The organism is Pseudomonas sp. Cab53, assembly GCF_018325965.1.
In the GTDB taxonomy this organism is placed as follows: Bacteria; Pseudomonadota; Gammaproteobacteria; order Pseudomonadales; family Pseudomonadaceae; genus Aquipseudomonas; species Aquipseudomonas chlororaphis_E.
This window is the reverse complement of sequence record NZ_AP021902.1, coordinates 2,880,954-2,901,025: the sequence shown is the minus strand read 5'-3', so window position 1 is coordinate 2,901,025 and position 20,072 is coordinate 2,880,954. Positions and strand designations below refer to the sequence as shown.

General features: G+C 63.5%; 17 protein-coding genes and 1 pseudogene. 8 read left to right on the top strand and 10 right to left on the bottom strand.

Annotated elements, in window-relative coordinates; translation table 11 throughout:
• Nucleotides 1-78: 78 nt before the first annotated feature.
• Together KI241_RS12655 and KI241_RS12650 are read right to left on the bottom strand one after the other, a co-directional pair.
• Nucleotides 79-1,155 carry a nucleoside hydrolase gene (locus KI241_RS12655; protein WP_042730981.1) on the bottom strand — a complete coding sequence of 359 codons (1,077 nt, stop codon included), beginning with the start codon at nucleotides 1,153-1,155 and terminating at the stop codon, nucleotides 79-81.
• A gap of 174 nt (nucleotides 1,156-1,329) precedes the next feature.
• On the bottom strand, nucleotides 1,330-2,571 hold the full coding sequence (locus tag KI241_RS12650) for an OprD family porin (RefSeq protein ID WP_042730982.1): 1,242 nt from the start codon (nucleotides 2,569-2,571) through the stop codon (nucleotides 1,330-1,332).
• A 251-nt stretch (nucleotides 2,572-2,822) separates the two neighbouring features.
• On the opposite strand from KI241_RS12650, the gene KI241_RS12645 reads away from it, so the two are divergent.
• From KI241_RS12645 to KI241_RS12610, 8 genes are all read left to right on the top strand, one after another.
• A complete protein-coding gene (locus tag KI241_RS12645) occupies nucleotides 2,823-3,764 on the top strand; it encodes a LysR family transcriptional regulator (RefSeq protein ID WP_047739308.1) in 942 nt (313 codons plus the stop codon).
• 86 nt (nucleotides 3,765-3,850) lie between these two features.
• Nucleotides 3,851-4,654, top strand: coding sequence for a putative hydro-lyase (locus KI241_RS12640; protein WP_047739309.1), 804 nt, complete (start codon nucleotides 3,851-3,853; stop codon nucleotides 4,652-4,654).
• Between the two features lie 38 nt (nucleotides 4,655-4,692).
• Nucleotides 4,693-5,253, top strand: coding sequence for a hypothetical protein (locus KI241_RS12635; protein WP_212803776.1), 561 nt, complete (start codon nucleotides 4,693-4,695; stop codon nucleotides 5,251-5,253).
• A 22-nt stretch (nucleotides 5,254-5,275) separates the two neighbouring features.
• Nucleotides 5,276-6,196 (top strand): LysR family transcriptional regulator, encoded by a 921-nt coding sequence (locus KI241_RS12630; protein ID WP_123578996.1) that lies wholly within the window; start codon nucleotides 5,276-5,278, stop codon nucleotides 6,194-6,196.
• Nucleotides 6,197-6,752: 556 nt separating this feature from the next.
• Nucleotides 6,753-8,132, top strand: coding sequence for a UDP-glucose/GDP-mannose dehydrogenase family protein (locus KI241_RS12625; RefSeq protein WP_212803775.1), 1,380 nt, complete (start codon nucleotides 6,753-6,755; stop codon nucleotides 8,130-8,132).
• 173 nt (nucleotides 8,133-8,305) lie between these two features.
• Nucleotides 8,306-9,013 carry an HPP family protein gene (locus KI241_RS12620; protein WP_042728092.1) on the top strand — a complete coding sequence of 236 codons (708 nt, stop codon included), beginning with the start codon at nucleotides 8,306-8,308 and terminating at the stop codon, nucleotides 9,011-9,013.
• Nucleotides 9,014-9,147: 134 nt separating this feature from the next.
• Nucleotides 9,148-10,254 (top strand): enoyl-CoA hydratase/isomerase family protein, encoded by a 1,107-nt coding sequence (locus tag KI241_RS12615; RefSeq protein WP_123579977.1) that lies wholly within the window; start codon nucleotides 9,148-9,150, stop codon nucleotides 10,252-10,254.
• Nucleotides 10,255-10,256: 2 nt separating this feature from the next.
• The gene (locus KI241_RS12610) at nucleotides 10,257-11,408 is read left to right on the top strand and encodes an acyl-CoA dehydrogenase family protein (protein ID WP_042728094.1); all 1,152 of its coding nucleotides are present in this window, start codon (nucleotides 10,257-10,259) and stop codon (nucleotides 11,406-11,408) included.
• Nucleotides 11,409-11,787: 379 nt separating this feature from the next.
• Here the strand turns inward: KI241_RS12610 and KI241_RS12605 are convergent, their stop codons facing one another.
• The 8 genes and pseudogenes from KI241_RS12605 to KI241_RS12570 form a co-directional block, all read right to left on the bottom strand.
• Nucleotides 11,788-12,561, bottom strand: a complete 774-nt coding sequence (locus KI241_RS12605) for an enoyl-CoA hydratase (protein WP_024617255.1) — start codon at nucleotides 12,559-12,561, stop codon at nucleotides 11,788-11,790.
• Between the two features lie 13 nt (nucleotides 12,562-12,574).
• Entirely contained in the window at nucleotides 12,575-13,702 is a 1,128-nt protein-coding gene (locus KI241_RS12600; RefSeq protein ID WP_047738207.1) for an acyl-CoA dehydrogenase, read from the bottom strand.
• Between the two features lie 9 nt (nucleotides 13,703-13,711).
• Nucleotides 13,712-14,899: an acetyl-CoA C-acyltransferase gene (locus KI241_RS12595; RefSeq protein WP_212803774.1), complete on the bottom strand. Its 1,188-nt coding sequence runs from the start codon at nucleotides 14,897-14,899 to the stop codon at nucleotides 13,712-13,714.
• Nucleotides 14,900-14,911: 12 nt separating this feature from the next.
• Complete coding sequence (locus tag KI241_RS12590) at nucleotides 14,912-15,673, bottom strand: SDR family NAD(P)-dependent oxidoreductase (RefSeq protein WP_047738204.1); 762 nt, start codon at nucleotides 15,671-15,673, stop codon at nucleotides 14,912-14,914.
• A 16-nt stretch (nucleotides 15,674-15,689) separates the two neighbouring features.
• A pseudogene (locus tag KI241_RS12585) lies at nucleotides 15,690-17,354 on the bottom strand (AMP-binding protein).
• A gap of 124 nt (nucleotides 17,355-17,478) precedes the next feature.
• A complete protein-coding gene (locus KI241_RS12580) occupies nucleotides 17,479-18,945 on the bottom strand; it encodes a glycosyltransferase family 39 protein (protein ID WP_212803873.1) in 1,467 nt (488 codons plus the stop codon).
• A 66-nt stretch (nucleotides 18,946-19,011) separates the two neighbouring features.
• Nucleotides 19,012-19,305 carry a lipid-A-disaccharide synthase N-terminal domain-containing protein gene (locus KI241_RS12575; protein WP_047738201.1) on the bottom strand — a complete coding sequence of 98 codons (294 nt, stop codon included), beginning with the start codon at nucleotides 19,303-19,305 and terminating at the stop codon, nucleotides 19,012-19,014.
• A gap of 1 nt (nucleotide 19,306) precedes the next feature.
• A complete protein-coding gene (locus KI241_RS12570; RefSeq protein ID WP_212803773.1) occupies nucleotides 19,307-20,053 on the bottom strand; it encodes a glycosyltransferase family 2 protein in 747 nt (248 codons plus the stop codon).
• Nucleotides 20,054-20,072 lie beyond the last annotated feature (19 nt).

Sequence of the window (20,072 nt, the reverse complement as noted above, 5' to 3'; positions counted from 1 at the left end):
CTTGATAAATGATTAACTACATTAATCATAGATGATGACCCAGCGAAGCCAACGAGGCCTCGCCGGGATGGCAGCCCACTAATGCTGCGAGGGAAACACCGGCGCCTGGTCCTGCTGCTCAGCCGTGGCTTCCAACGACCGCCCCGCAAGCGTCTGCAGGTACAACGCAAGCACGAACCCGGGCGCTGTCGCCAAGGCGACGTCGACGGGCGGGCTGACGCTGTCGGGGATCAACTTGCCGCTCGTGTCCTGCTCCTCGTTCAGTTCCTGCTCCACCTTCAGCCCATACCGCTTGAACTGCACGAACCGCGGATCGGTGACCGCGACGGCCGCCAGCGGATCCCAGAAGTACAGGTACTTGCCGATGCCGGGGGCGATGGTCGAACTTTGCAGGACCTGGGTGAGGAACTGCGCGACCGGGTTTTGGATGCGCGAGAGCTGGGCGACGAAATCCTGGCTGATGGGGATCTGGTTGCAGGCGTTCAGCGCAACCAATTGCACCCGGTTCCCGCCGCCAAAGACGTATTGCGCGCCGAGTGGGTCAACGAAAATGTTCCACTCGGCGACTTTGTTGGTGTAGTACGGCGTGTCGCCCAGGGTATCGATGATGTTCCCTCCGGCACCGGGCTGGACGTACTCCGGCAGCAGGTTGCCACCCATCATGACGATGCGCTCGACCTTGCTGGCCAGCAGGTCTCGCAGCGTCCTGTCCGTCCTGGCCTGCAAAAACAAATGCCCCCAGGTCGTGCCGCCGCCGATCATCAGCACGGTAAAGGGTTGCTTGGCGTTCTCCAGGGTTTCCCTGAGAAAGGCCACCGCATCCGTTCTCGTGGGGTTGGGGTTCGCCCGGGGAAACCGTGCGTCGTAATGCTGGTCCGCCGCCTGGCGAGTTTCGAATGGAAAGGTGTTGCTGTAGACCATGGGCCGCTGGAAGCCGGCGACCACGGGGATCCGCTCGACTTCAGGGTCTTCGAACAGCGTGAGGAAGTGGCTGATGTTCGCCACGCCATGGCTCAGGTGCACGGCACCCACGCCGGTGACGGTGATGCCTTCGACCTTGACCGCGTGGTGCTTGAGCAAATAGCCGATGGCCAGGTAGTCGTCGAAGTCGACATCAGTATCGACGAGCACGTGTGTGAGGGGTTGTACCGACATGTTGGCAGGCCTCCTGGCAATGGATGGGATCATCCTGATGTGCCAGCAAATGCTGGCATCGAGTTAAAAGTAGCACCTCCCGAAAAAAGCGAACGCTTAATGGCGTGGATTGCCTGGGGCGACAACCAACGTGGCGAGGCACCGGCGTCCTCACCACGCAACGAGCGACCCGACTTACCAGAGCGTCATCGTGTAGCTGACGATCAGGCGGTTTTCATCCAGGTCGTTGCCGAAGTTCGAGCGCACCGATGCGTTGCGCCATTTGAACCCCAGCCCCTTCAACGTCCCGTCTTGCACGACATAGGCAATGTCGGTGTTGCGCTCCCACTCCTTGCCTTCGCCCGGTGCGGCGCGCTGTACGTTGTCGCCGGAAATGTAGCGGGTCATGAAGGTCAGGCCCGGTACGCCCAGCGATGCAAAGTTGTAGTCATAGCGGGCCTGCCACGAACGCTCGTCGATGTTGGCGAAGTCGCCGATCTGTACGAAGTTGACCAGGTACGGGTCACTGCGACTGATGTAGGGGAACGGGTCGTCGCCGCTCATGCGCTGGTAGCCCAGGCCCAGTGCATGTCCGGCGAAGCCATAGGTGAACAGCGCGCCAAAGGCCTGGTTGTCGAGGTTGCGGAAGTTGCCATCTTCGGTACTGCGCGAGTAACGCACGTCACTCTTGAGCGACTGGCCCGCCCCCAGGTCCAGGGTATGCACGAACCCCAGGTAGTTTTGCTGGTAGATGCCCTGCAACTTGCCATAGCGGTACTGCGCCGTCAGGTTCGGCAAAAATTGATAATCCGCCCCGGCAAACTGGAATTTGTCGCTGTTGCCGCCGATGCGGTTGGCACTCATGTCCTGGTAATCGGTGGAGTCGACGACATTGATCTGCGTAAACTGCCCGCCCGTCAGCTTCAACCGGTCGATTTCCTGCACGCTGGCCAGTCCCCCCTTGAAGGTTGCTGGCAGCAGGCGCGTGTCGTTGGAGCTCACCACCGGGTCCTTGATCTGCAAGGTCCCCACCTTCAGGGTGCTGTTGGACACGCGCACCTTGGCAGTCAGGCCCAGTTCGCCATAACGGTCTTGAGAACCGCCGGACAAATCCGCAGGCAACAGATTGGTGCCCGCCGTGCCGCCGCCGGAGTCCAGTTTGAAACCCGCCATGCCCAGGGCGTCCAGGCCAAACCCCACGGTACCTGCGGTGTAGCCCGACTCCAGGCGCAGCAAGAAGCCCTGCGCCCATTCTTCGGCCTTGTCCCGCGCCCCTGTCTGGCGGAAGTCGCGGTTGAAGTAATAGTTGCGCGCTTCCAGGCTGCCTTTGCTGTCGGCGATGAAATCCGCGTGGGCGCTTGGCGCTCCGGCCAGGCTCAAGCCCAGCAGTGTACCGACGGGCTTATAGATCCACGTGAGGGAGGTGAACTGTCGCATGGGTGCTCCTTTTGCGGGCACGAACGAACCCGCTCGGGGCGTCGTTTGCGTCCGATGTTTTTATTGTGAAGGCGCTGTGCTGGGAAACGGACGCAGTAGCCTGCGTCGTGGAGCGGATTCTTTGCGCCGCGCTCTGGGAGCGTCAAACGGGAAAAAAGCCGCATCGGACATAAGAAAATTTGATGCCCTGATCAAGCGGTTCTGGAGTAACAATTGCAACCATAAGAACGACAAGTACCAAGAGAGCCTTCATGAACCTCAAATTCCTCGAAACCTTCGTCTGGGTCGCCCGGCTGCAAAGCTTCAGCCTCACCGCCGAGAAAATGTTCAGCACCCAGGCGGCGATCTCCAGCCGGATCGCCTCATTGGAAGAAGAGCTGGGGCTGCGCCTGTTCGTGCGTGACTCGCGAGGGGTGTCGCTGACGCCCGAAGGCTTGAAGGTACTCGACTACGCCGAGCAGATGCTGGAGGTCCAGCGCGCCTTGAAGCAATCGCTGGACACCCGCAGCCCTCAGCAAGGCCTGGTGCGCATCGGCGTGATGGACACAGTGATCCATACCTGGCTCAGTCCGTTGATGTCGATGCTGATGCAGGCCTTTCCCGCCGTCGAAATCGAAATAACCGCCGATGCCGCGCGCAACCTCTGCGAGCAACTGCAAAAGGGTTACCTGGACATCGTGTTCCAGACCGACCTGGTCCGCCACGAAAGCGTGCGCAACCTCGAACTCGCGCACTACCCCATGCACTGGGTGGCCGCCAGCCACTCGATCTACGCTCGGCCCTATGCCTCGCTATTGGAGATGGCCAGCGAACGCATCATCACGTTCGTCAAGCAGTCGCGGCCGCACCAGGATGTGCTCAACCTGTTGTATGCCCATGGCGTTGGCGCGCCGCGGGTCAGTTGCGTCAACTCGGTGTCGGCCATGACCCGGCTGATTCGCGACGGCTTCGGCATCGGTGCCTTGCCCGCGGCCCTGGTGGCCAAGCCGCTGGCCAGCGGTGAATTGATCACCCTGGAACCCGGCACGGCTCTGCCCCAGCTTGACGTGGTGGCGTCCTGGCGCGCCGGGGTGGGGTTGGAACTGATCGAGAATATCGTCCAGATGAGTCGCCAGGTTGTCAGTCAGTACGCTATCGATGTCGGCCCGCAACGCATGGTCGCGGCACCGGGCCTGGCCGGTCATAACGTTTAGTTGTCTGTGGGTACCACTATTCCTTGTTGGACGTCATCGCCCGGCCCCTCTAAAAAATGGGCCACCCATCCCTTGGAGATACCGCGATGAGTCAACCCGCCCCGTCCTTCGAACAACTGCGCCAGTACGACCCGCTCGCCCTGCGCCAGAGCATTGCCGCCGGCCAATACCAAGGCCATACCAGTGGCCTGGGCCAGGGTCGGGTACAAGCCAACATCGTGATACTGCCCGGTGATTGGGCCACCGAGTTCCTGCGCTACTGCACCCTCAATCGACAGGCCTGCCCGGTGCTCGACGTGACAGAGCCGGGTGATCCGTTCTTTCGCAACCTCGGCGCCGCCATCGATATCCGCCATGAGGTGCCCCGCTACCGGGTCTATCGCCACGGCGAACTGAGCGAAGAGCCGCTGGACATCGAACACGTTTGGCAGGATGACCTTGTCGCCTTCGCCCTGGGCTGCTCGTTCTCGTTCGAACAACCGTTGCTCGAAGCCGGCATCTACCTCAGGCACATTGACCTGGGGCGCAACATCGCGATGTTCCGCACCAACATCGACACCCGCCCCACCGCCCGCCTCTCTGGCAAAATGGTCGTGACCATGCGCCCGATGAAAGCTGCCGCGGCGATCCAGGCGATCCAGATCACCGGGCGCATGCCCAATGTCCACGGTGCCCCGGTGCACATCGGCGACCCGTCGCTGATCGGCATCCACGCCCTCGACGCACCGGACTATGGCGATGCCGTGCCGGTCGAAGCGGACGAGATCCCGGTGTTCTGGGCCTGTGGCGTGACACCCCAGTCGGTGGTCCAGGCGTCGCGCCCACCGTTGTGCATCACCCATGCGCCTGGCTGCATGCTGGTGACCGATTTGTGGAACCGCGACTTGTAAGCGTCTAGAAGGCCGCACTCACCTGACAGGAACAGACGATGAACACCGTCCAGCAATCGATTCAAGCGTACATCAAGGCCAAGGATGGCAACCGCCCTCACCTGCTGGAGCAAGCGTTCGAGGCGCAGGCGATCCTCGACATGATCGTGCGCACCGGCGCCATCTCGTTTCCTGATCACGTCGAAGGCCGCACGGCCATCGGCGAGGTGCTGGTCAGTCGTTTCGGCCAGACCTTCGAAAACGTCTACACCTTTTGCCTGGGGTCGCCACCGGCAGCGAACCTCGACCAGTTCCAATGCCCGTGGCTGGTGGCGATGTCTGGCAAGGACGGCGGCGAGGCGCGCGTCGGCTGTGGCACCTATGACTGGCAATTCGATCCGGTGTCCAAGCGGGTCGAGCGATTGACCATTACCCTCGAACACATGAAAACCCTGCCGCCGGACAACCTGCCGGCGATCATGGCCTGGGTTTCGCGACTGGACTACCCATGGTGCAGCGTCGAAGCCGCCCTGGGCGACGTCCCCAACCTGGGCGAGCTTGGGGACGTGATCGAGTACCTGGCCAACCGGGAACACCTACGCGCGGCGCAACGGCCGTGACCCACCCAAGGAGCCGCCTCGCGTGAACATCAAGTTTCTTGAAACCTTCGTCTGGGTCGCACGCCTGAAGAGTTTTCGCCTGACGGCGGAGAAACTGTTCACCACCCAGGCTTCCGTCTCCAGTCGCATCGCGGCCCTGGAGGACGAGATGGGTGTGCGCCTGTTCGTGCGTGACGCCAAGGGTGTGTCGCTGACCTCCGAGGGCCAGCGGGTGTTGGAATATGCCGAACGCATCATGGACACCCTGCAAAGCATGAAGGCCGTGATCAAGGACCCGCGCCAGGTGCGCGGGCGAATTCGCATTGGTGCCATGGACACGGTCATCCACACCTGGCTCAGCCCTCTGGTGACACGCCTGATGGACTACTACCCGGCGCTGGAGATCGAGCTGTCGGCCGACACCGCGAGCAACCTGTGCTCGCAACTGGAAAAGGGTTACCAGGACATCATTTTCCAGACCGACATCCTGCGCCTGGACAGCGTACGCAATGCACGGCTGGCCCGTTATCCGATGCACTGGCTGGTGCGGAGCGGCTCGGCCTATGACCGTCACTACGCGTCGCTGGAAGACCTGTCCCAGGAACGCATCGTGACCTTTTCGCGCAATTCCCGGCCTCACCAGGACATCCTCAACCTGCTGCACTCGGCCAATATCGTCTCGCCGCGCATCAACTGCGTGAACTCGGTGTCGGCCATCACCCGCCTGGTTCGCGACGGCTTCGGCATCGGCGCCATGCCGGCGGCGCTGGTCCTGGGTGAGCTGGCCCAGGGCACGCTGAAACGGGTCGATGGCGTGCCGTTGCCTTCGGTGATGGACATCGTTGCCAGTTGGCGAACCGGCGCGGGCATGGAGCGGGTGGAAGAAGTCATCAGCCTGACCCGGGACGTGGTGGCGGAATTCGTCGCCGAACTGCCCGCGGAATACCAACTGGCCGCCGACTAACCCATTCATTGTGGGAGCGGGCTTGCCCGCGAAGGCGGCTGCACGTCCGACACTTCCGTTGACTGACACACCGCTTTCGCGGGCAAGCCCGCTCCCACAGGTTCTTCGGCGGGTCCGGATGGCATGTCCGACGCCCATTCATTGTGGGAGCGGGCTCGCCCGCGAAGGCGGCTGCACATCCGACACTTCCGTTGACTGACACACCGCTTTCGCGGGCAAGCCCGCTCCCACAGGTTCTTCGGCGGGTCCGGATGGCGTGTCCGACGCCCATTCATTGTGGGAGCGGGCTTGCCCGCGAAGACGGCTGCACATCCGACACCTCCGTTGACTGACACACCGCTTTCGCGGGCAAGCCCGCTCCCACAGTGTTATTGGGTGGATTCTAGATGTGTGTCCGCCACAGATCCTCTTGTGGGCTTGCCCGCGAAGCCTCTGGGCCTCATCAAGCGGCCTGTCAGTGAATTGCAACATCCCCGACTTAATCTGGATCGAGCGCACGGCGGCGACCCGCTGGATGTGCCTGTCTGCCCGCTCGCAATGGTCCAGGGAGTCCGCCATGAAAATCAGTGTATTGGGAAGTGGTTACGTAGGCTTGGTGCAAGCCGCCGTGTTGGCCGAGGTCGGCCATGACGTGGTGTGCATGGACGTTGACGAGCAGAAGGTCGAGCAACTGCGCCAGGGCCAGGTGAGCATCTTCGAGCCAGGGTTGGCGGCGCTGGTGCGGGAGGGGCTGGAGGCCGGGCGCTTGCATTTCACCAGTGATGAGTCACTGGCCGTGCAGCACGGCCAGGTGCTGTTCATCGCCGTGGGCACGCCTTCGCGAGACGATGGCTCGGCCGACCTGAGCCAAGTCATGGCCGTCGGTGAGGCGGTCGCCCGCTACCGGGAGTTGCCGCTCATCGTGGTGGAAAAGTCCACCGTGCCAGTGGGCACCGGTGATCTCCTGCGGGCTCACATCGACAAATGCCTGCTCAAGACCGGACGCTTGTTGCAGTTCGATATCGTGTCCAACCCGGAATTCCTCAAGGAAGGCTCGGCAGTCGCCGATTGCCGACGCCCGGATCGCATCGTGATCGGCTGCGAACGCGATGAAGTGCGCGCAACCATGCGCGACCTGTACGCTCCGTTCAATCGCAACCACGACCGGGTACTGTTCATGGACGTGCGCAGCGCCGAGCTGACCAAATACGCCGCCAACGGCATGCTGGCGACCAAGATCAGCTTCATCAACCAGATCGCGGAACTGGCCGAGCACCTGGGGGCCGACATCGAATCGGTGCGCCTGGGCATCGGGGCCGACTCGCGCATCGGCTATCACTTCATCTACCCAGGCTGCGGCTATGGCGGCTCGTGCTTCCCCAAGGACATGCGCGCGCTGATCCACAGCGCTGAGCAGGCCCATTGTTCCAGCGACCTGCTGCAAGCGGTGGAATCGATCAACCGCCGGCAGAAACACAAACTGTTCGAACGCATCCATGCTTTCTACAAGGGCGACCTGCGCGGCAAGACCTTTGCGCTGTGGGGCCTGGCCTTCAAGCCCAACACCGACGACATGCGCGACGCGCCGAGCCGTACCTTGCTCGAATCCCTCTGGGCGGCGGGTGCCAGTGTCCGTGCGTTCGACCCCGAGGCCATGCAGCAAACCCAACTGCTCTACCCCAACGAAACGAAGCTCATGTTGATGGGCACGCCGGAGTCGGTGCTGCCGGGGGCCGATGCACTGGTCATTTGCACCGAGTGGCAGGCCTTCAAGGCGCCGGACTTCAACCTGATCCAGCAGCGGCTCAAGGCCCCGGTGATTTTCGACGGGCGCAACCTCTACGACCCGGAGCGCATGCAAGACAAAGGCTTCACCTACTTCCCCATGGGCCGCGGGCAATCGCGCGACCTGCCCATCGCCGAGCAGTCCTGGTTTCAAGCGTCCAAGCGTGCTTGAAGCCCTTAACCTCAAAATTAATGAACTCAACCAGCATTAATATGAATTTGTAAGCGCGAGTGACGAACGGCACACTGAACGCCGTTCCTCCCCCAACTGTTGGAACACTTAAAGGGCTTTCAGGGATTCCCCCGTAAGCCCCTTTTTTTGCTCGTTTTTTGGATCGGTGCTTAATGCTCTCTCGCTGGTTCCCCGCTGCTATCAATACCCGTCCCACCGAATGGAGCCGCGCCGCCTTGGGCATGGCCTTGGGAACGATGTTCAGTATCTGGCTCTGTGGCCAGGTGTACGGCCTGGAGGTGGCACAGCACATCATCGGCCCGCTGGGGGCTTCGGCGGTGCTGCTGTTTGCCGTGTCGTCCGGTGCCCTGGCCCAGCCGTGGTCGATCGTGGGCGGCTACCTGTGCGCCTCGGTGGTGGCGGTGCTGGTGGCCCACGTGCTGGGCCGCACCCTGGGCAGCGCCTGCCTGGCGGCCGGCATGGCGCTGGTGCTGATGTGCTGGTTGCGCTGCCTGCACCCACCGGCGGGCGCCGTGGCGGCGACGCTGGTGTTGGCGGACCCGTCCATCGCGGCCCTGGGCTGGCAGGCCGTCGGTGTGACGATGCTGGCCGGCAGTGGCCTGCTGGCGTTTGCGCTGGCCTACAACAACCTGACCCGCGTGCGCTACCCCAAGCGCGCCAGCGAGCCGGTGGCGGTCATTCCGGCCGACCACCCGCCCGTCGACCGGCAGGCCATCACCGCCCAAGACCTGAAATTGGCGCTGGCGGAAATGGAAGCCTTCTTCGACGTCACCCCCGAAGATCTTGAGCAATTGGTCCATGCCAGCGAGCGTCATGCCAAGCGTCGCAGCATCACGGAGGTGCTGTCGGGTCGCGGATGATCCTGTGGCTGCTATAAATATGCAGACAGGACCTGCACGTATGCCGGTTGTGCTGTGCAAATTTGCACTGTTACGATCCCGTTCGCATACGCGCCTAAAAAATTGCAAAAGACAATAAAAGCAGGGAGTTAGCGATGACAGCTCAGGTTTCATCACAGGCCAGCGGAACGGTCGCCGCCCAGGTTTACGACGTGCTGGTGGAGGTCCGTAACCACATTGGCCACTTGACCCTGAACCGCCCTGCCGGCCTCAATGCGCTCACCCTGGGCATGGTGCGCAGCTTGCAGCAACAGCTCGATCGCTGGGCCCTCGACCCGCAGATTCACGCGGTGGTCCTGCGCGGTGCCGGCGACAAGGCGTTTTGCGCCGGCGGCGATATCCGTTCGCTGTACGACAGCCACAAGCAGGGCGACTCCCTGCATGAAGACTTCTTCGTCGAGGAATACGCCCTCGACCTGACGATTCACCATTACCGCAAGCCGGTCCTCGCCCTCATGGACGGTTTCGTCCTGGGCGGCGGCATGGGCCTGGTGCAAGGCGCCGACCTGCGGGTAGTGACCGAGCGCAGCCGCCTGGGCATGCCAGAGGTCGGCATCGGTTACTTCCCAGACGTAGGCGGCAGTTATTTCCTGCCACGCATTCCGGGTGAGCTGGGCATCTACCTGGGGGTCAGTGGCACCCAGATCCGCGCCGCCGACGCCTTGTATTGCGGGTTGGCCGACTGGTACCTGGACAGCCGGAAACTCGCCCAGCTCGACGAACGCCTCGATCGACTGGAGTGGCATGACACGCCGCTCAAAGACCTGCAAAGCCTGCTGGCCAAGCTGGGTGTGCAGCAGCTCCCGGCGCCCCCCTTGGCTGACTTGCGTGCGGTCATCGATCATTTCTTCGGCCTGCCCGATGTGCCGAGCATGGTCGAGCAATTGCGTCAGGTCACGGTCGCCAACAGCCACGAATGGGCGCTCAAGACCGCCGAACTGCTGGAAACCCGTTCCCCCCTGGCCATGGCCGTGACCCTGGAAATGCTCCGGCGCGGGCGGCACCTGAGCCTGGAAAACTGTTTTGCCCTGGAGCTGCACCTGGACCGTCAATGGTTCGAACGCGGCGACCTGATTGAAGGCGTGCGCGCCTTGCTGATCGACAAAGACAAGAACCCGCGCTGGAACCCACCCACGTTGCAAGCGCTGGACGCCGGGCACGTGGCCAGTTTCTTCGACGGCTTCGACGACCACGGGAACTGAACATGCACGACCTCGAACTGACCGAAGAACAAGTGATGATCCGCGACATGGCCCGGGACTTCGCCCGTGGCGAAATCGCCCCCCATGCCCAGGCCTGGGAAAAGGCCGGATGGATCGACGACGCCCTGGTGGCGAAGATGGGCGAACTGGGCCTGCTTGGCATGGTGGTGCCGGAAGAATGGGGCGGCACTTATGTCGACTACGTGGCCTATGCCCTGGCGGTGGAAGAGATCTCCGCCGGCGATGGCGCCACCGGCGCACTGATGAGCATCCATAACTCGGTGGGCTGCGGCCCGGTCCTGAACTTCGGCACCGAGGCCCAGAAACAGACGTGGCTGGCCGACCTTGCCAGCGGCCAGGCCATTGGCTGCTTCTGCCTGACCGAACCCCAGGCCGGCTCCGAAGCCCACAACCTGCGCACCCGCGCCGAACTGCGCGACGGCCAGTGGATCATCAACGGCGCCAAGCAATTCGTCAGCAATGGCAAGCGGGCAAAACTGGCGATCGTCTTCGCCGTGACCGACCCGGACCTGGGCAAGAAAGGCATCTCGGCGTTCCTGGTGCCCACCGATACCCCGGGGTTCATCGTCGACCGCACCGAGCACAAGATGGGCATCCGTGCCTCGGACACCTGCGCGGTGACCTTGAGCAACTGCGCGATCCCTGAGGCGAACCTGTTGGGCGCACGTGGCAAAGGCCTGGCCATCGCCCTCTCCAACCTCGAAGGCGGCCGCATCGGCATTGCCGCGCAGGCCCTGGGCATCGCCCGCGCCGCATTCGAAGCGGCGCTGGCCTACTCGCGTGACCGGGTGCAATTCGACAAGCCGATCGGCGAACACCAGAGCGTCGCCAACCTGCTGGCCGACATGCACACCCGCCTGAACGCCGCCCGCCTGCTCATCCTCCATGCCGCCCGCCTGCGCAGCGCTGGCAAACCCTGCCTGTCGGAAGCCTCCCAGGCCAAGCTGTTCGCCTCCGAAATCGCCGAGAAAGTCTGCTCCTCGGCCATCCAGATCCATGGCGGGTACGGTTATCTGGAGGATTACCCGGTGGAACGCTACTACCGCGATGCGCGAATCACCCAGATCTATGAAGGGTCGAGCGAGATACAGCGGATGGTGATTGCCCGGGAATTGAAACACTACCTGGTGTGATCGCTTAAAAAGCATCGCGAGCAAGCTCGCTCCCACAGAGTCCGAGGGCGTACACAAAGGCTGCGTACACCTGAGATCCAGTGTGGGAGCGGGCTTGCTCGCGAAAGCGCTAGGTCAGTCACTTCTATACTGGGTGTGCCGGCGTCTTCGCGGGCAAGCCCTCTCCCACAGGGTCCAGTGGCGTACACAAAAGCTGCGTACACCTGAGATCCAGTGTGGGAGCGGGCTTGCTCGCGAAAGCGTTAGGTCAGTCACTTCTATGCTGGGTGTGCCGGCGTCTTCGCGGGCAAGCCCGCTCCCACAGGGTCCGGTGGCCTACACACCCCAAATCCCCTGTGGGAGCGAGCTTGCTCGCGATGGCGCCAGTGACGGCGTCAGGTTACTTGTCCTGGAACTCCGCCGCCCGTTTCGCCACGAATGCCGCCATGCCTTCCTTCTGATCCTGCGTCGCGAATGCGGCGTGGAACACCCGGCGCTCGAAGCGCACACCCTCGGACAGGCTGACTTCGAAGGCGCGGTTGACGCTTTCCTTGACCATCATGCTGATCGGCACCGACTTGGACGCAATCAACGCCGCCGTCTTCAGCGCATCATCCAGCAGCTCATCGGCCGGTACGATCCGCGCCACGATGCCGCAACGCTCGGCTTCCACCGCGTCGATAAAGCGCCCGGTCAGGCACATTTCCATGGCCTTGGCCTTGCCCACCGCACGGGTCAGGCGCTGGGTGCCGCCCATGCCCGGGAGCACGCCGAGGTTGATTTCCGGCTGGCCGAACTTGGCGTTGTCACCGGCCAGGATGAAGTCGCACATCAACGCCAGTTCGCAACCACCGCCCAAGGCAAAGCCGTTCACCGCCGCAATGATCGGCTTGCGCCGGTTGGCCACCCGATCGCTGTCGCTGAACAAATCATCCAGGTAGATCTGCGGATAGGTCAGCTCAGCCATTTCCTTGATGTCGGCACCGGCGGCAAAGGCCTTCTTCGAGCCGGTCAGCACGATGCAACCAATCTTCGGATCGGCCTCCAGGCTGTCCAGCGCCTGGTTCAATTCACTGACGATCTGGGCGTTCAGGGCGTTCAATGCCTGGGGACGGTTGAGGGTGATCAGGCCGACGCGGTCCTTGATCTCCAATAGAATCGTTTCGTAGCTCATGCAGCACTCCTGTTCAAAGATTGCGCGAAATGACCATGCGCTGGATGTCGCTGGTGCCTTCGTAGATCTGGCAGACGCGCACGTCGCGGTAGATGCGTTCCAGCGGGAAGTCGTTGAGGTAACCGTAACCGCCCAGGGTTTGCAATGCCATCGAGCAGACTTTTTCGGCCATTTCCGAGGCGAACAGCTTGGCCATGGAGGCCTCCACCAGCGCCGGCTGGCCGTTGTCCCGCAGCGCGGCGGCGTAGTGCACCATCTGCCGGGCCACGGCGATCTGGGTCGCCATGTCGGCCAGGCGGAACGCCACGGCCTGATGCTCGATGAGGGCCTTGCCGAAGCTTTCCCGCTCCCGGGCATAGTCCCGGGCCGCCTCGAACGCGGCGCGGGCCATGCCCACCGACTGCGCGGCAATGCCGACCCGGCCACCTTCCAGGTTCGCCAAGGCGATCCTGTAGCCTTCGCCCTCCTCACCCAGCCGATTGGCCACCGGCACCTTCACGTCCTCGAAGAGGATCTGGCAGGTGTCCGAGGCGTGCTGGCCGAGCTTGTCCTCGACCCGCGCCACGGTGTAGCCCGGCGAATCGGTGGGCACGATGAACGCACTGATGCCGCGTTTGCCAGCCGCCGGATCCGTCACCGCAAACACGATCACCACCCCGGCGTTCTGCCCGGAAGTGATGAACTGCTTGCAGCCATTGAGTACGTAATGATCCCCGTCCAGTCGCGCTCGGGTCTTCAGGCTGCTGGCGTCCGAACCGGCCTGGGGTTCGGTCAGGGCGAACGCGCCCAGCATCGCGCCGCTGGCCAGCGGCGTGAGGAACCGGGCCTTCTGCTCGTCGTTGCCGAAGGTCAGGATCGGCACGCAGCCCACCGAGTTGTGCACGCTCATGATCGTCGAGCACGCCCCGTCACCGGCGGCGATTTCTTCCAAGGCCATGGCGTAGGCCAGGTAGCCGGTGTCGCAACCGCCCCACTGCTCCGGCACGAGCATGCCGAAGAAGCCCAGCTCGGCCATTTCACCGATGGCTTCCTTGGGAAAGCGGTGCTCGCGGTCCCACTCGGCCGCGAACGGTTTCAAACGCTCCTGGGCAAATTGCCGGGCGGCATTGCTGATGTGTGTCTGTTCTTCAGTCGGGAGCATGGTGGTTCCTCAATACAGGCATTCGACAGCCATGGCCGTGGCTTCGCCGCCGCCGATGCAAATTGCCGCGACGCCGCGCTTGAGGCCCTTCTGGCGCAAGGCCGACAGCAGAGTAACCAGGATTCGCGCCCCGGACGCACCAATGGGGTGACCCAACGCACAGGCACCGCCATGGACGTTGACCTTGTCATGGGGGATTTCCAGCTTGCCCATGGTCACCAGGCCCACCACGGCGAAGGCTTCGTTGACCTCGAACAGGTCGATGTCAGCCACGGACCAGCCGGTCTTCTTCAGCAGTTTCTTCACCGCGCCAACGGGAGCGGTCGGGAACAGACTCGGGGTGTCGGCGAACGCCGCATGGCCGTGAATCACCGCCAGGGGCTTCAAGCCACGCTGGGCCGCCTGGCTCTGGCGCATCAGCACCAGGGCGGCGGCCCCGTCGGAAATCGAACTGGCATTGGCCGCCGTCACCGTACCGCCGTCACGGAACGCCGGCTTGAGCGAGGCGATCTTGTCGATTCGCGCCTTGGGTGGTTGCTCGTCGTGGCGCACCGTCACCTGCTCCTTGCCGACCATGACCTGCAGCGGCACGATCTCGGCATCGAAGCGGCCGTCCTTGATCGCCTGCTGGGCCCGGGTGGTGGAGGCAATGGCGAAGGCGTCCTGGGCTTCGCGGCTGAAACCGTTGGCTTCGGCGCAATCCTCGGCGAAGGTGCCCATCAGGCGGCCCTTGTCGTAGGCGTCTTCCAGGCCGTCGAGGAACATGTGGTCGAGCACCTTGCCGTGGCCCATCCGATACCCGCTGCGGGCACGGTCGAGCAGGTAAGGCGCGTTGGACATGCTTTCCATGCCGCCGGCCACGACCACGTCGGCGCTGCCGGCAACGAGCATGTCGTGGGCCAGGATCGTCGCTTCCATGCCCGAGCCGCACATCTTGTTCAGGGTGGTGCAACGGGTCGATTTGTCGAGCCCGGCCCCCAGCGCGGCCTGGCGCGCCGGGGCCTGGCCGAGGCCGGCCGCCAGCACGCAGCCGAACAGCACTTCTTCCACGCTGTCGGCCGCAATACCGGCGCGCTCCACCGCGGCCTTGATGGCCGCCGCGCCCAATTGCGGGGCGCTGAGGCTCTTGAGTTCGCCCTGGAAACCGCCCATGGGGGTACGGACGGCGCTGACGATGACAATCGGATCGTTGGACATGACAAGTGCTCCTTATTTGGCGGCCATGCGCAAGGCACCGTCGAGACGGATCACCTCGCCGTTGAGCATGCTGTTTTCAATGATATGCCGCACCAGCGCCGCGTACTCGTCCGGTTTGCCCAGGCGTGCCGGGAATGGCACGCCGGCGGCCAGCGAGTCGCGCACCTCAGGGGTCATGCCGGCCATCATCGGGGTTTCGAAAATGCCCGGGGCGATGGTCATCACCCGGATGCCGAAGCGCGCCAGCTCCCGGGCGGCCGGCAGGGTCAGGCTGGCGATGGCGCCCTTGGACGCCGCATAGGCCGCCTGGCCGATCTGGCCGTCGAACGCCGCCACCGACGCCGTGTTGATGATCACCCCGCGTTCACCGTCGGCGTTTGCCTCGGTTTCGGCGATGGCCGCGGCCGCCAGTCGCAACAGGTTGAAGCTGCCGATCAGGTTGACGTTGATCACCTGGCTGAAGCTGGCCAACCCGTGGGGGCCGTGTTTGCCCAGGATCTTCTCGCCGCGCACGATGCCCGCGCAATTCACCAGGCCATTGAGGCCACCAAAGGCATCGACCGTGGCCTTGACCGCGGCTTGCGCCGCCGCTTCGTCGCTGATGTCCGCCACCACGCTGTGGCAACCCAGTTTCTGCGCCTGCGCCGCCACGGCGTCGGCGTTGAGGTCCACCAGCATCACCTGGGCGCCGGCCTTGACCAGCATCTCGCCAGTGGCCGCACCGAGGCCGGACGCACCGCCGCTGACGAGGAAAATCTTGCTGTCGATCTGCATCATGGTTTCCTTGGGTTCAAGCTGAAACGTTCTGCGCCGCGGCTTCTTGGGCCTTGGCGATTTCCTGGTTGCGCAAGATAAAGCGCTGCAACTTGCCGCTTGGGGTTTTCGGCAAGTCACTGACAAATTCGATTTCACGGGGATACGCATGGGCAGCCAGGCGCTTGCGCACGTGTTGGCGCAGTTCCTAGGCCAACGCCGGGTCGGCGCGGTATTGGGCATTGAGCACGACGAACGCCTTCACCAACTCGGTACGTTCCAGGTCAGGCTTGCCGACCACTGCGGCCTCGACCACCGCCGGGTGTTCGATCAGGGCGCTTTCCACATCGAACGGGCCGACGCGGTAGCCAGAGGTGGTGATCACGTCATCGCTGCGCCCGACGAAACTGATGCTGCCGTCCGGGTTCAGCTCGACGGTATCGCCGCTCAGGTAATAATCACCCACGAACGCCTTGGTCGGCCCGCCCTGGTAACCGGCGAACCAGCACATGGGCGACTGGCTGCGATCCACGGCGAGGATCCCCGGCTGGCCGACGCCCAGCTCCTGATGCTGGTCATCCAGCACCACGATCCGGTGGCCCGGCGAGGCGAAGCCCGCGGCCCCCAGGTGCACCGGATGTTCGAGCCCGTGGTGGTTGCACAGCACCATGCCCAGTTCGGTCTGGCCGTAATGGTCGTGGATGACCACGCCCAGGTGATCGGCGAACCAGCGGATCACTTCCGGGTTCAACGGCTCGCCGGCGCTACTGACAATGCGCAGCTTGCCCTTGATCGACCGGGCGAACTGCTCACCCCCGGCGATCAGCATGCGATAGGCCGTGGGCGACCCCGTGAGGTTGGTGATGCCGTACTTGTTGATCACCCGGCAGGTGCTTTCCAGGGTGAACGGGCCATCGTAGAAGGTGATCGGGTGCCCCATCGCCAGGGGACCGGTCACGCCAAAGTAGATGCCGTAGGCCCAGCCCGGGTCGGCGAGGTTCCAGAAGGCGTCTTCGGGGCGCAGGTCCACCGCGTCACGGGTGTAGCTCTGGAACGCCACGATGGCCTTGAGCGGCACCGACAGCGCCTTCGCAGGCCCGGTGGTGCCGGAGGTGAACATCAGCAGGAACGGATCTTCGCCGGTGAGCATCACCGGTTCGCACTGGTTGGAATGGTTCGTCACTTCGGCCCAGAAACTGTAGTCGCCGCGCACGATGCCTCGGCCCTGTTCACCGCCGACCGTGACCACGGTGGGGCAACCGGCGACTTCGGCGAGTTTCGGTCGGTTGACCGCGTCGGTGACCACCAGGCGCGCACCGGAACTGCCGAGGCGATGCTCGATGGCCTTGGGCCCGAACGCGGTGAACAGCGGCTGGTACACCGCCCCGATGCGCCAGGTGGCGAGCACCACGATCAGCAACTCGGCGGTGCGCGGCAACAGGCCGGCCACTTTGTCGCCCTTGCCTACCCCTTGGGCCAGCAGGAAATTGGCGAAGCGTGCGGCCTGGTCCTGCAAGTCGCGGAACGTCCAGGTCGCCTCGCGGCCATCACGCCCCTCCCAGAACAATGCGATGTGCCCCGGCAACGCATGCCGGTCGCAACATTCGACACAGGCGTTGAGTGCCTCGAGCGAGCCATGCAGGGCGGCGTTGACGGTGCCTGGGTAGTCGAATTGGGAAATGGCCGACGAGTAATCGCGCATGAGCAGAATCCCTCTGTACTTTTTATTGGTTGGGGAGCCGTAGACAGCAGGGAAATACTCGCGCCGATGGGCGGAGGCGGCAATGGTCAAAGCCATCAAGTTGCTTGACTGCTTTGGCCATGGTTCAGGGTGGGGACAGAGGCCGCTCCCACGCAAAGGCATACACCTTGTCCAATTCGGCCACCTGGCAGTGGTGGTTGTCGGCCTCGGCCCCCACCAGGAACCATTCGGCCCTGGAGGTACCGCCCACGCGACGGGCTTTCTGCGGGTCGTAGCAGCGGGCCATTTCCTTGCCAGGCACCAGGACGAAAGCCTGCGGGTGGCTGCGCAGCCACTGGGCGGAATGTTCCAGCGAATGACGATTGTAGAAACCGAAATGCACCACCGGCTGCCGGGCGAACAACCAATGCCCCTCGCGCCAACCGACCAGGGCCAGCTCGGCGCCGCCGGTCAGTTGCGCCACATCGCGCATGAGGGTTTCGTGAGGGTTGAGGCCTTCTTTGTGGGGCTCGATGAAACCACGGGCAAACCAGGCGCACAGCCAGAACACCGTCAATGCCGTGAAGACCCACCGGCCCTTGGGGCGCTGGCGGAACCAACGGCGCAGCATCCACGGGACCAACGGCGCGGCGATCAACACCAGGGCCGGCAACGCCGGGAAGATGTACAGCTTGCGCTTGCCGCTGCTCAGGCTGAAAAACAGCAACACCAGCAGCACCCAGCCCAGCAGCACCAACACCCGCCCATCGTGCTTGCGCAACTGTTTGCGCCAGGCCGGCACCAGCCAGGGCAGCATGAAGACCAGCGGCAGCCAGTACTTCGGAATCACGTGGACGAAGAAATACCAGAAGGGTTCGCGATGCTCCCAGGCGTTGGCGTAACGGCCGGCCGTCTGCTTGAACAGGATTTCCTGAATGTACGCCAGGCTGTCGGCGCCGCCCTGCCCCACGATCAGCAGCAACGGCCCCAGCCACAGCGCAATGGCGGCCAGCGCCACCAGCAAGCCCAACCACCATGCCCCGGCCTTGCCGGGCATCGGCACCACGCCTTTCCAACCTTTACGCACCGCATAAGCATAGGGAAGCAGCATCAACGCCGGCAGAAAGCCCACACCCTTGCTGATGATGCCCAGCCCCATCGCCGCGCAGGCCACGTAATACCAGCGCCAGGCGGGCCCCAGCAATAGGTGCCGGCACAGGCCATAGATCCCGAGGATGGTCCAGAGCGCGAGGAAGCCGTCGATTTGCCCGGTGCGCAAAATGCTGTAGGTCTGGTAGGTCGCCAGGAACAACAGTGCGGCGATCACCCCGATACGCCGCCCCCACAGCCGGCGCCCCAGGTCATACAGGCACGCCGTGGTCACGGCGCTCGCCACCAGCGCCGGCAGGTACAGCGCGACTTTCGGCAGATGGGTGAGCTGCACGAAGAGCGCCACCGTCCACATGAACAGCGGCGGTTTGTCTGCGTAGATCTCGCCGGCGCGGTGGGGAATGAACCACGATCCGTTCTGCAGCATTTCCAGGGCCACGCCGAGGAAACGCTCCTCGTCGACATTCATCGGTTGGCGCCAACCGAGACCGGCGCCCACCATCACCAGTGCCAGCAACACCAGGGCCAGCAGCTCCCACCGCGAAGAAGCCAAGCGTATCCGCACCGGTCAGCCCTTTTGATCCAATTCATGGTTGGCCTGCCCGGCCTGCTTGGCGATCAACTGCAAGTTGCGCAGGTACACCACGAAGCCAAACGACTGGCCGACGATGAAGACCGGATCCTGACGGTAGATGGCATAGGCCAGCAACAGTGCACTGCCGACGATGCTCAAGTACCAGAACCCTACGGGGATCAGGCTGCGCTTTTTGTACTCGCTGTAGAGCCACTGCAGGGCGAAACGCCCGGTGAAGGCCAACTGGCCGCCGAAGCCAACCGCCAGCCATATCGATTCTCTGCCCATTTCAGACCTCGGTTTCGTGTGCGTTGACGTCCAGCCGCGTGCGCTTTATCAGCCACCACACCCCAAACAGATCGAGGATGCCCACCAGGGCGCGGTCGAGGTTGCCGTAGTTGGAAACCCCGGCCCCGCGCTCACGGTGGTTGACCGGCTGCACCAGCATTCGGCCGTTGTGGCGGCGGATCAGCGCAGGAATAAAACGGTGCATGTGGTCGAAGTACGGCAGGCGCAGAAACGCCTGGCGCTCGATCAACTTGATGCCGCAACCGGTGTCGGGCGTCTGGTCTTTCAGCAGGCCGGCGCGCAACTTGTTGGCAAATCGCGACGCCCAGCGCTTGCTCGCCGTGTCCCGGCGGTTGACCCGGTGCCCGGCCACCAGCTTCACGCCGCCTGGCTGGCCTTCGGAGCCGCGCACCAGCTCAATCATCCCGGGCAGGTCGGCCGGATCGTTCTGGCCATCACCGTCGAGGGTCGCCAACCAATGCCCACGCGCCACCTCGGCAGCGTGATGGATCGACGTGCTTTGCCCCAGGGAACGGGCATGGGTGAGCACGCGCAACTGCGGGTAGTCGCCGCTGCTGTGCAGCGTGCGCAATTGCGCGGCGGTGGCGTCGGTGCTGCCGTCGTCCACCACGATGACCTCGAAGGCTTCATCGGCTAATGCGGCACGCACCTCTTCGAGCAACGGAATGAGGTTGCCTGCTTCGTTCTTCGCCGGAATCAGGACCGACACATAGGGATCTTGCTGCATGACGCTCCCGCTAGAGGAT

Bases quoted from the DNA above. Each gene is read 5' to 3' on its own strand.
- KI241_RS12625 (WP_212803775.1), top strand. From the start codon at position 6,753: ATGAAAATCAGTGTATTGGGAAGTGGTTACGTAGGCTTGGTGCAAGCC.
- KI241_RS12610 (WP_042728094.1), top strand. From the start codon at position 10,257: ATGCACGACCTCGAACTGACCGAAGAACAAGTGATGATCCGCGACATG.
- KI241_RS12615 (WP_123579977.1), top strand. From the start codon at position 9,148: ATGACAGCTCAGGTTTCATCACAGGCCAGCGGAACGGTCGCCGCCCAG.
- KI241_RS12605 (WP_024617255.1), bottom strand. From the start codon at position 12,561: ATGAGCTACGAAACGATTCTATTGGAGATCAAGGACCGCGTCGGCCTG.
- KI241_RS12635 (WP_212803776.1), top strand. From the start codon at position 4,693: ATGAACACCGTCCAGCAATCGATTCAAGCGTACATCAAGGCCAAGGAT.
- KI241_RS12655 (WP_042730981.1), bottom strand. From the start codon at position 1,155: ATGTCGGTACAACCCCTCACACACGTGCTCGTCGATACTGATGTCGAC.
- KI241_RS12620 (WP_042728092.1), top strand. From the start codon at position 8,306: ATGCTCTCTCGCTGGTTCCCCGCTGCTATCAATACCCGTCCCACCGAA.
- KI241_RS12645 (WP_047739308.1), top strand. From the start codon at position 2,823: ATGAACCTCAAATTCCTCGAAACCTTCGTCTGGGTCGCCCGGCTGCAA.
- KI241_RS12575 (WP_047738201.1), bottom strand. From the start codon at position 19,305: ATGGGCAGAGAATCGATATGGCTGGCGGTTGGCTTCGGCGGCCAGTTG.
- KI241_RS12650 (WP_042730982.1), bottom strand. From the start codon at position 2,571: ATGCGACAGTTCACCTCCCTCACGTGGATCTATAAGCCCGTCGGTACA.
- KI241_RS12570 (WP_212803773.1), bottom strand. From the start codon at position 20,053: ATGCAGCAAGATCCCTATGTGTCGGTCCTGATTCCGGCGAAGAACGAA.
- KI241_RS12590 (WP_047738204.1), bottom strand. From the start codon at position 15,673: ATGCAGATCGACAGCAAGATTTTCCTCGTCAGCGGCGGTGCGTCCGGC.
- KI241_RS12600 (WP_047738207.1), bottom strand. From the start codon at position 13,702: ATGCTCCCGACTGAAGAACAGACACACATCAGCAATGCCGCCCGGCAA.
- KI241_RS12580 (WP_212803873.1), bottom strand. From the start codon at position 18,945: ATGGTGGGCGCCGGTCTCGGTTGGCGCCAACCGATGAATGTCGACGAG.
- KI241_RS12640 (WP_047739309.1), top strand. From the start codon at position 3,851: ATGAGTCAACCCGCCCCGTCCTTCGAACAACTGCGCCAGTACGACCCG.
- KI241_RS12595 (WP_212803774.1), bottom strand. From the start codon at position 14,899: ATGTCCAACGATCCGATTGTCATCGTCAGCGCCGTCCGTACCCCCATG.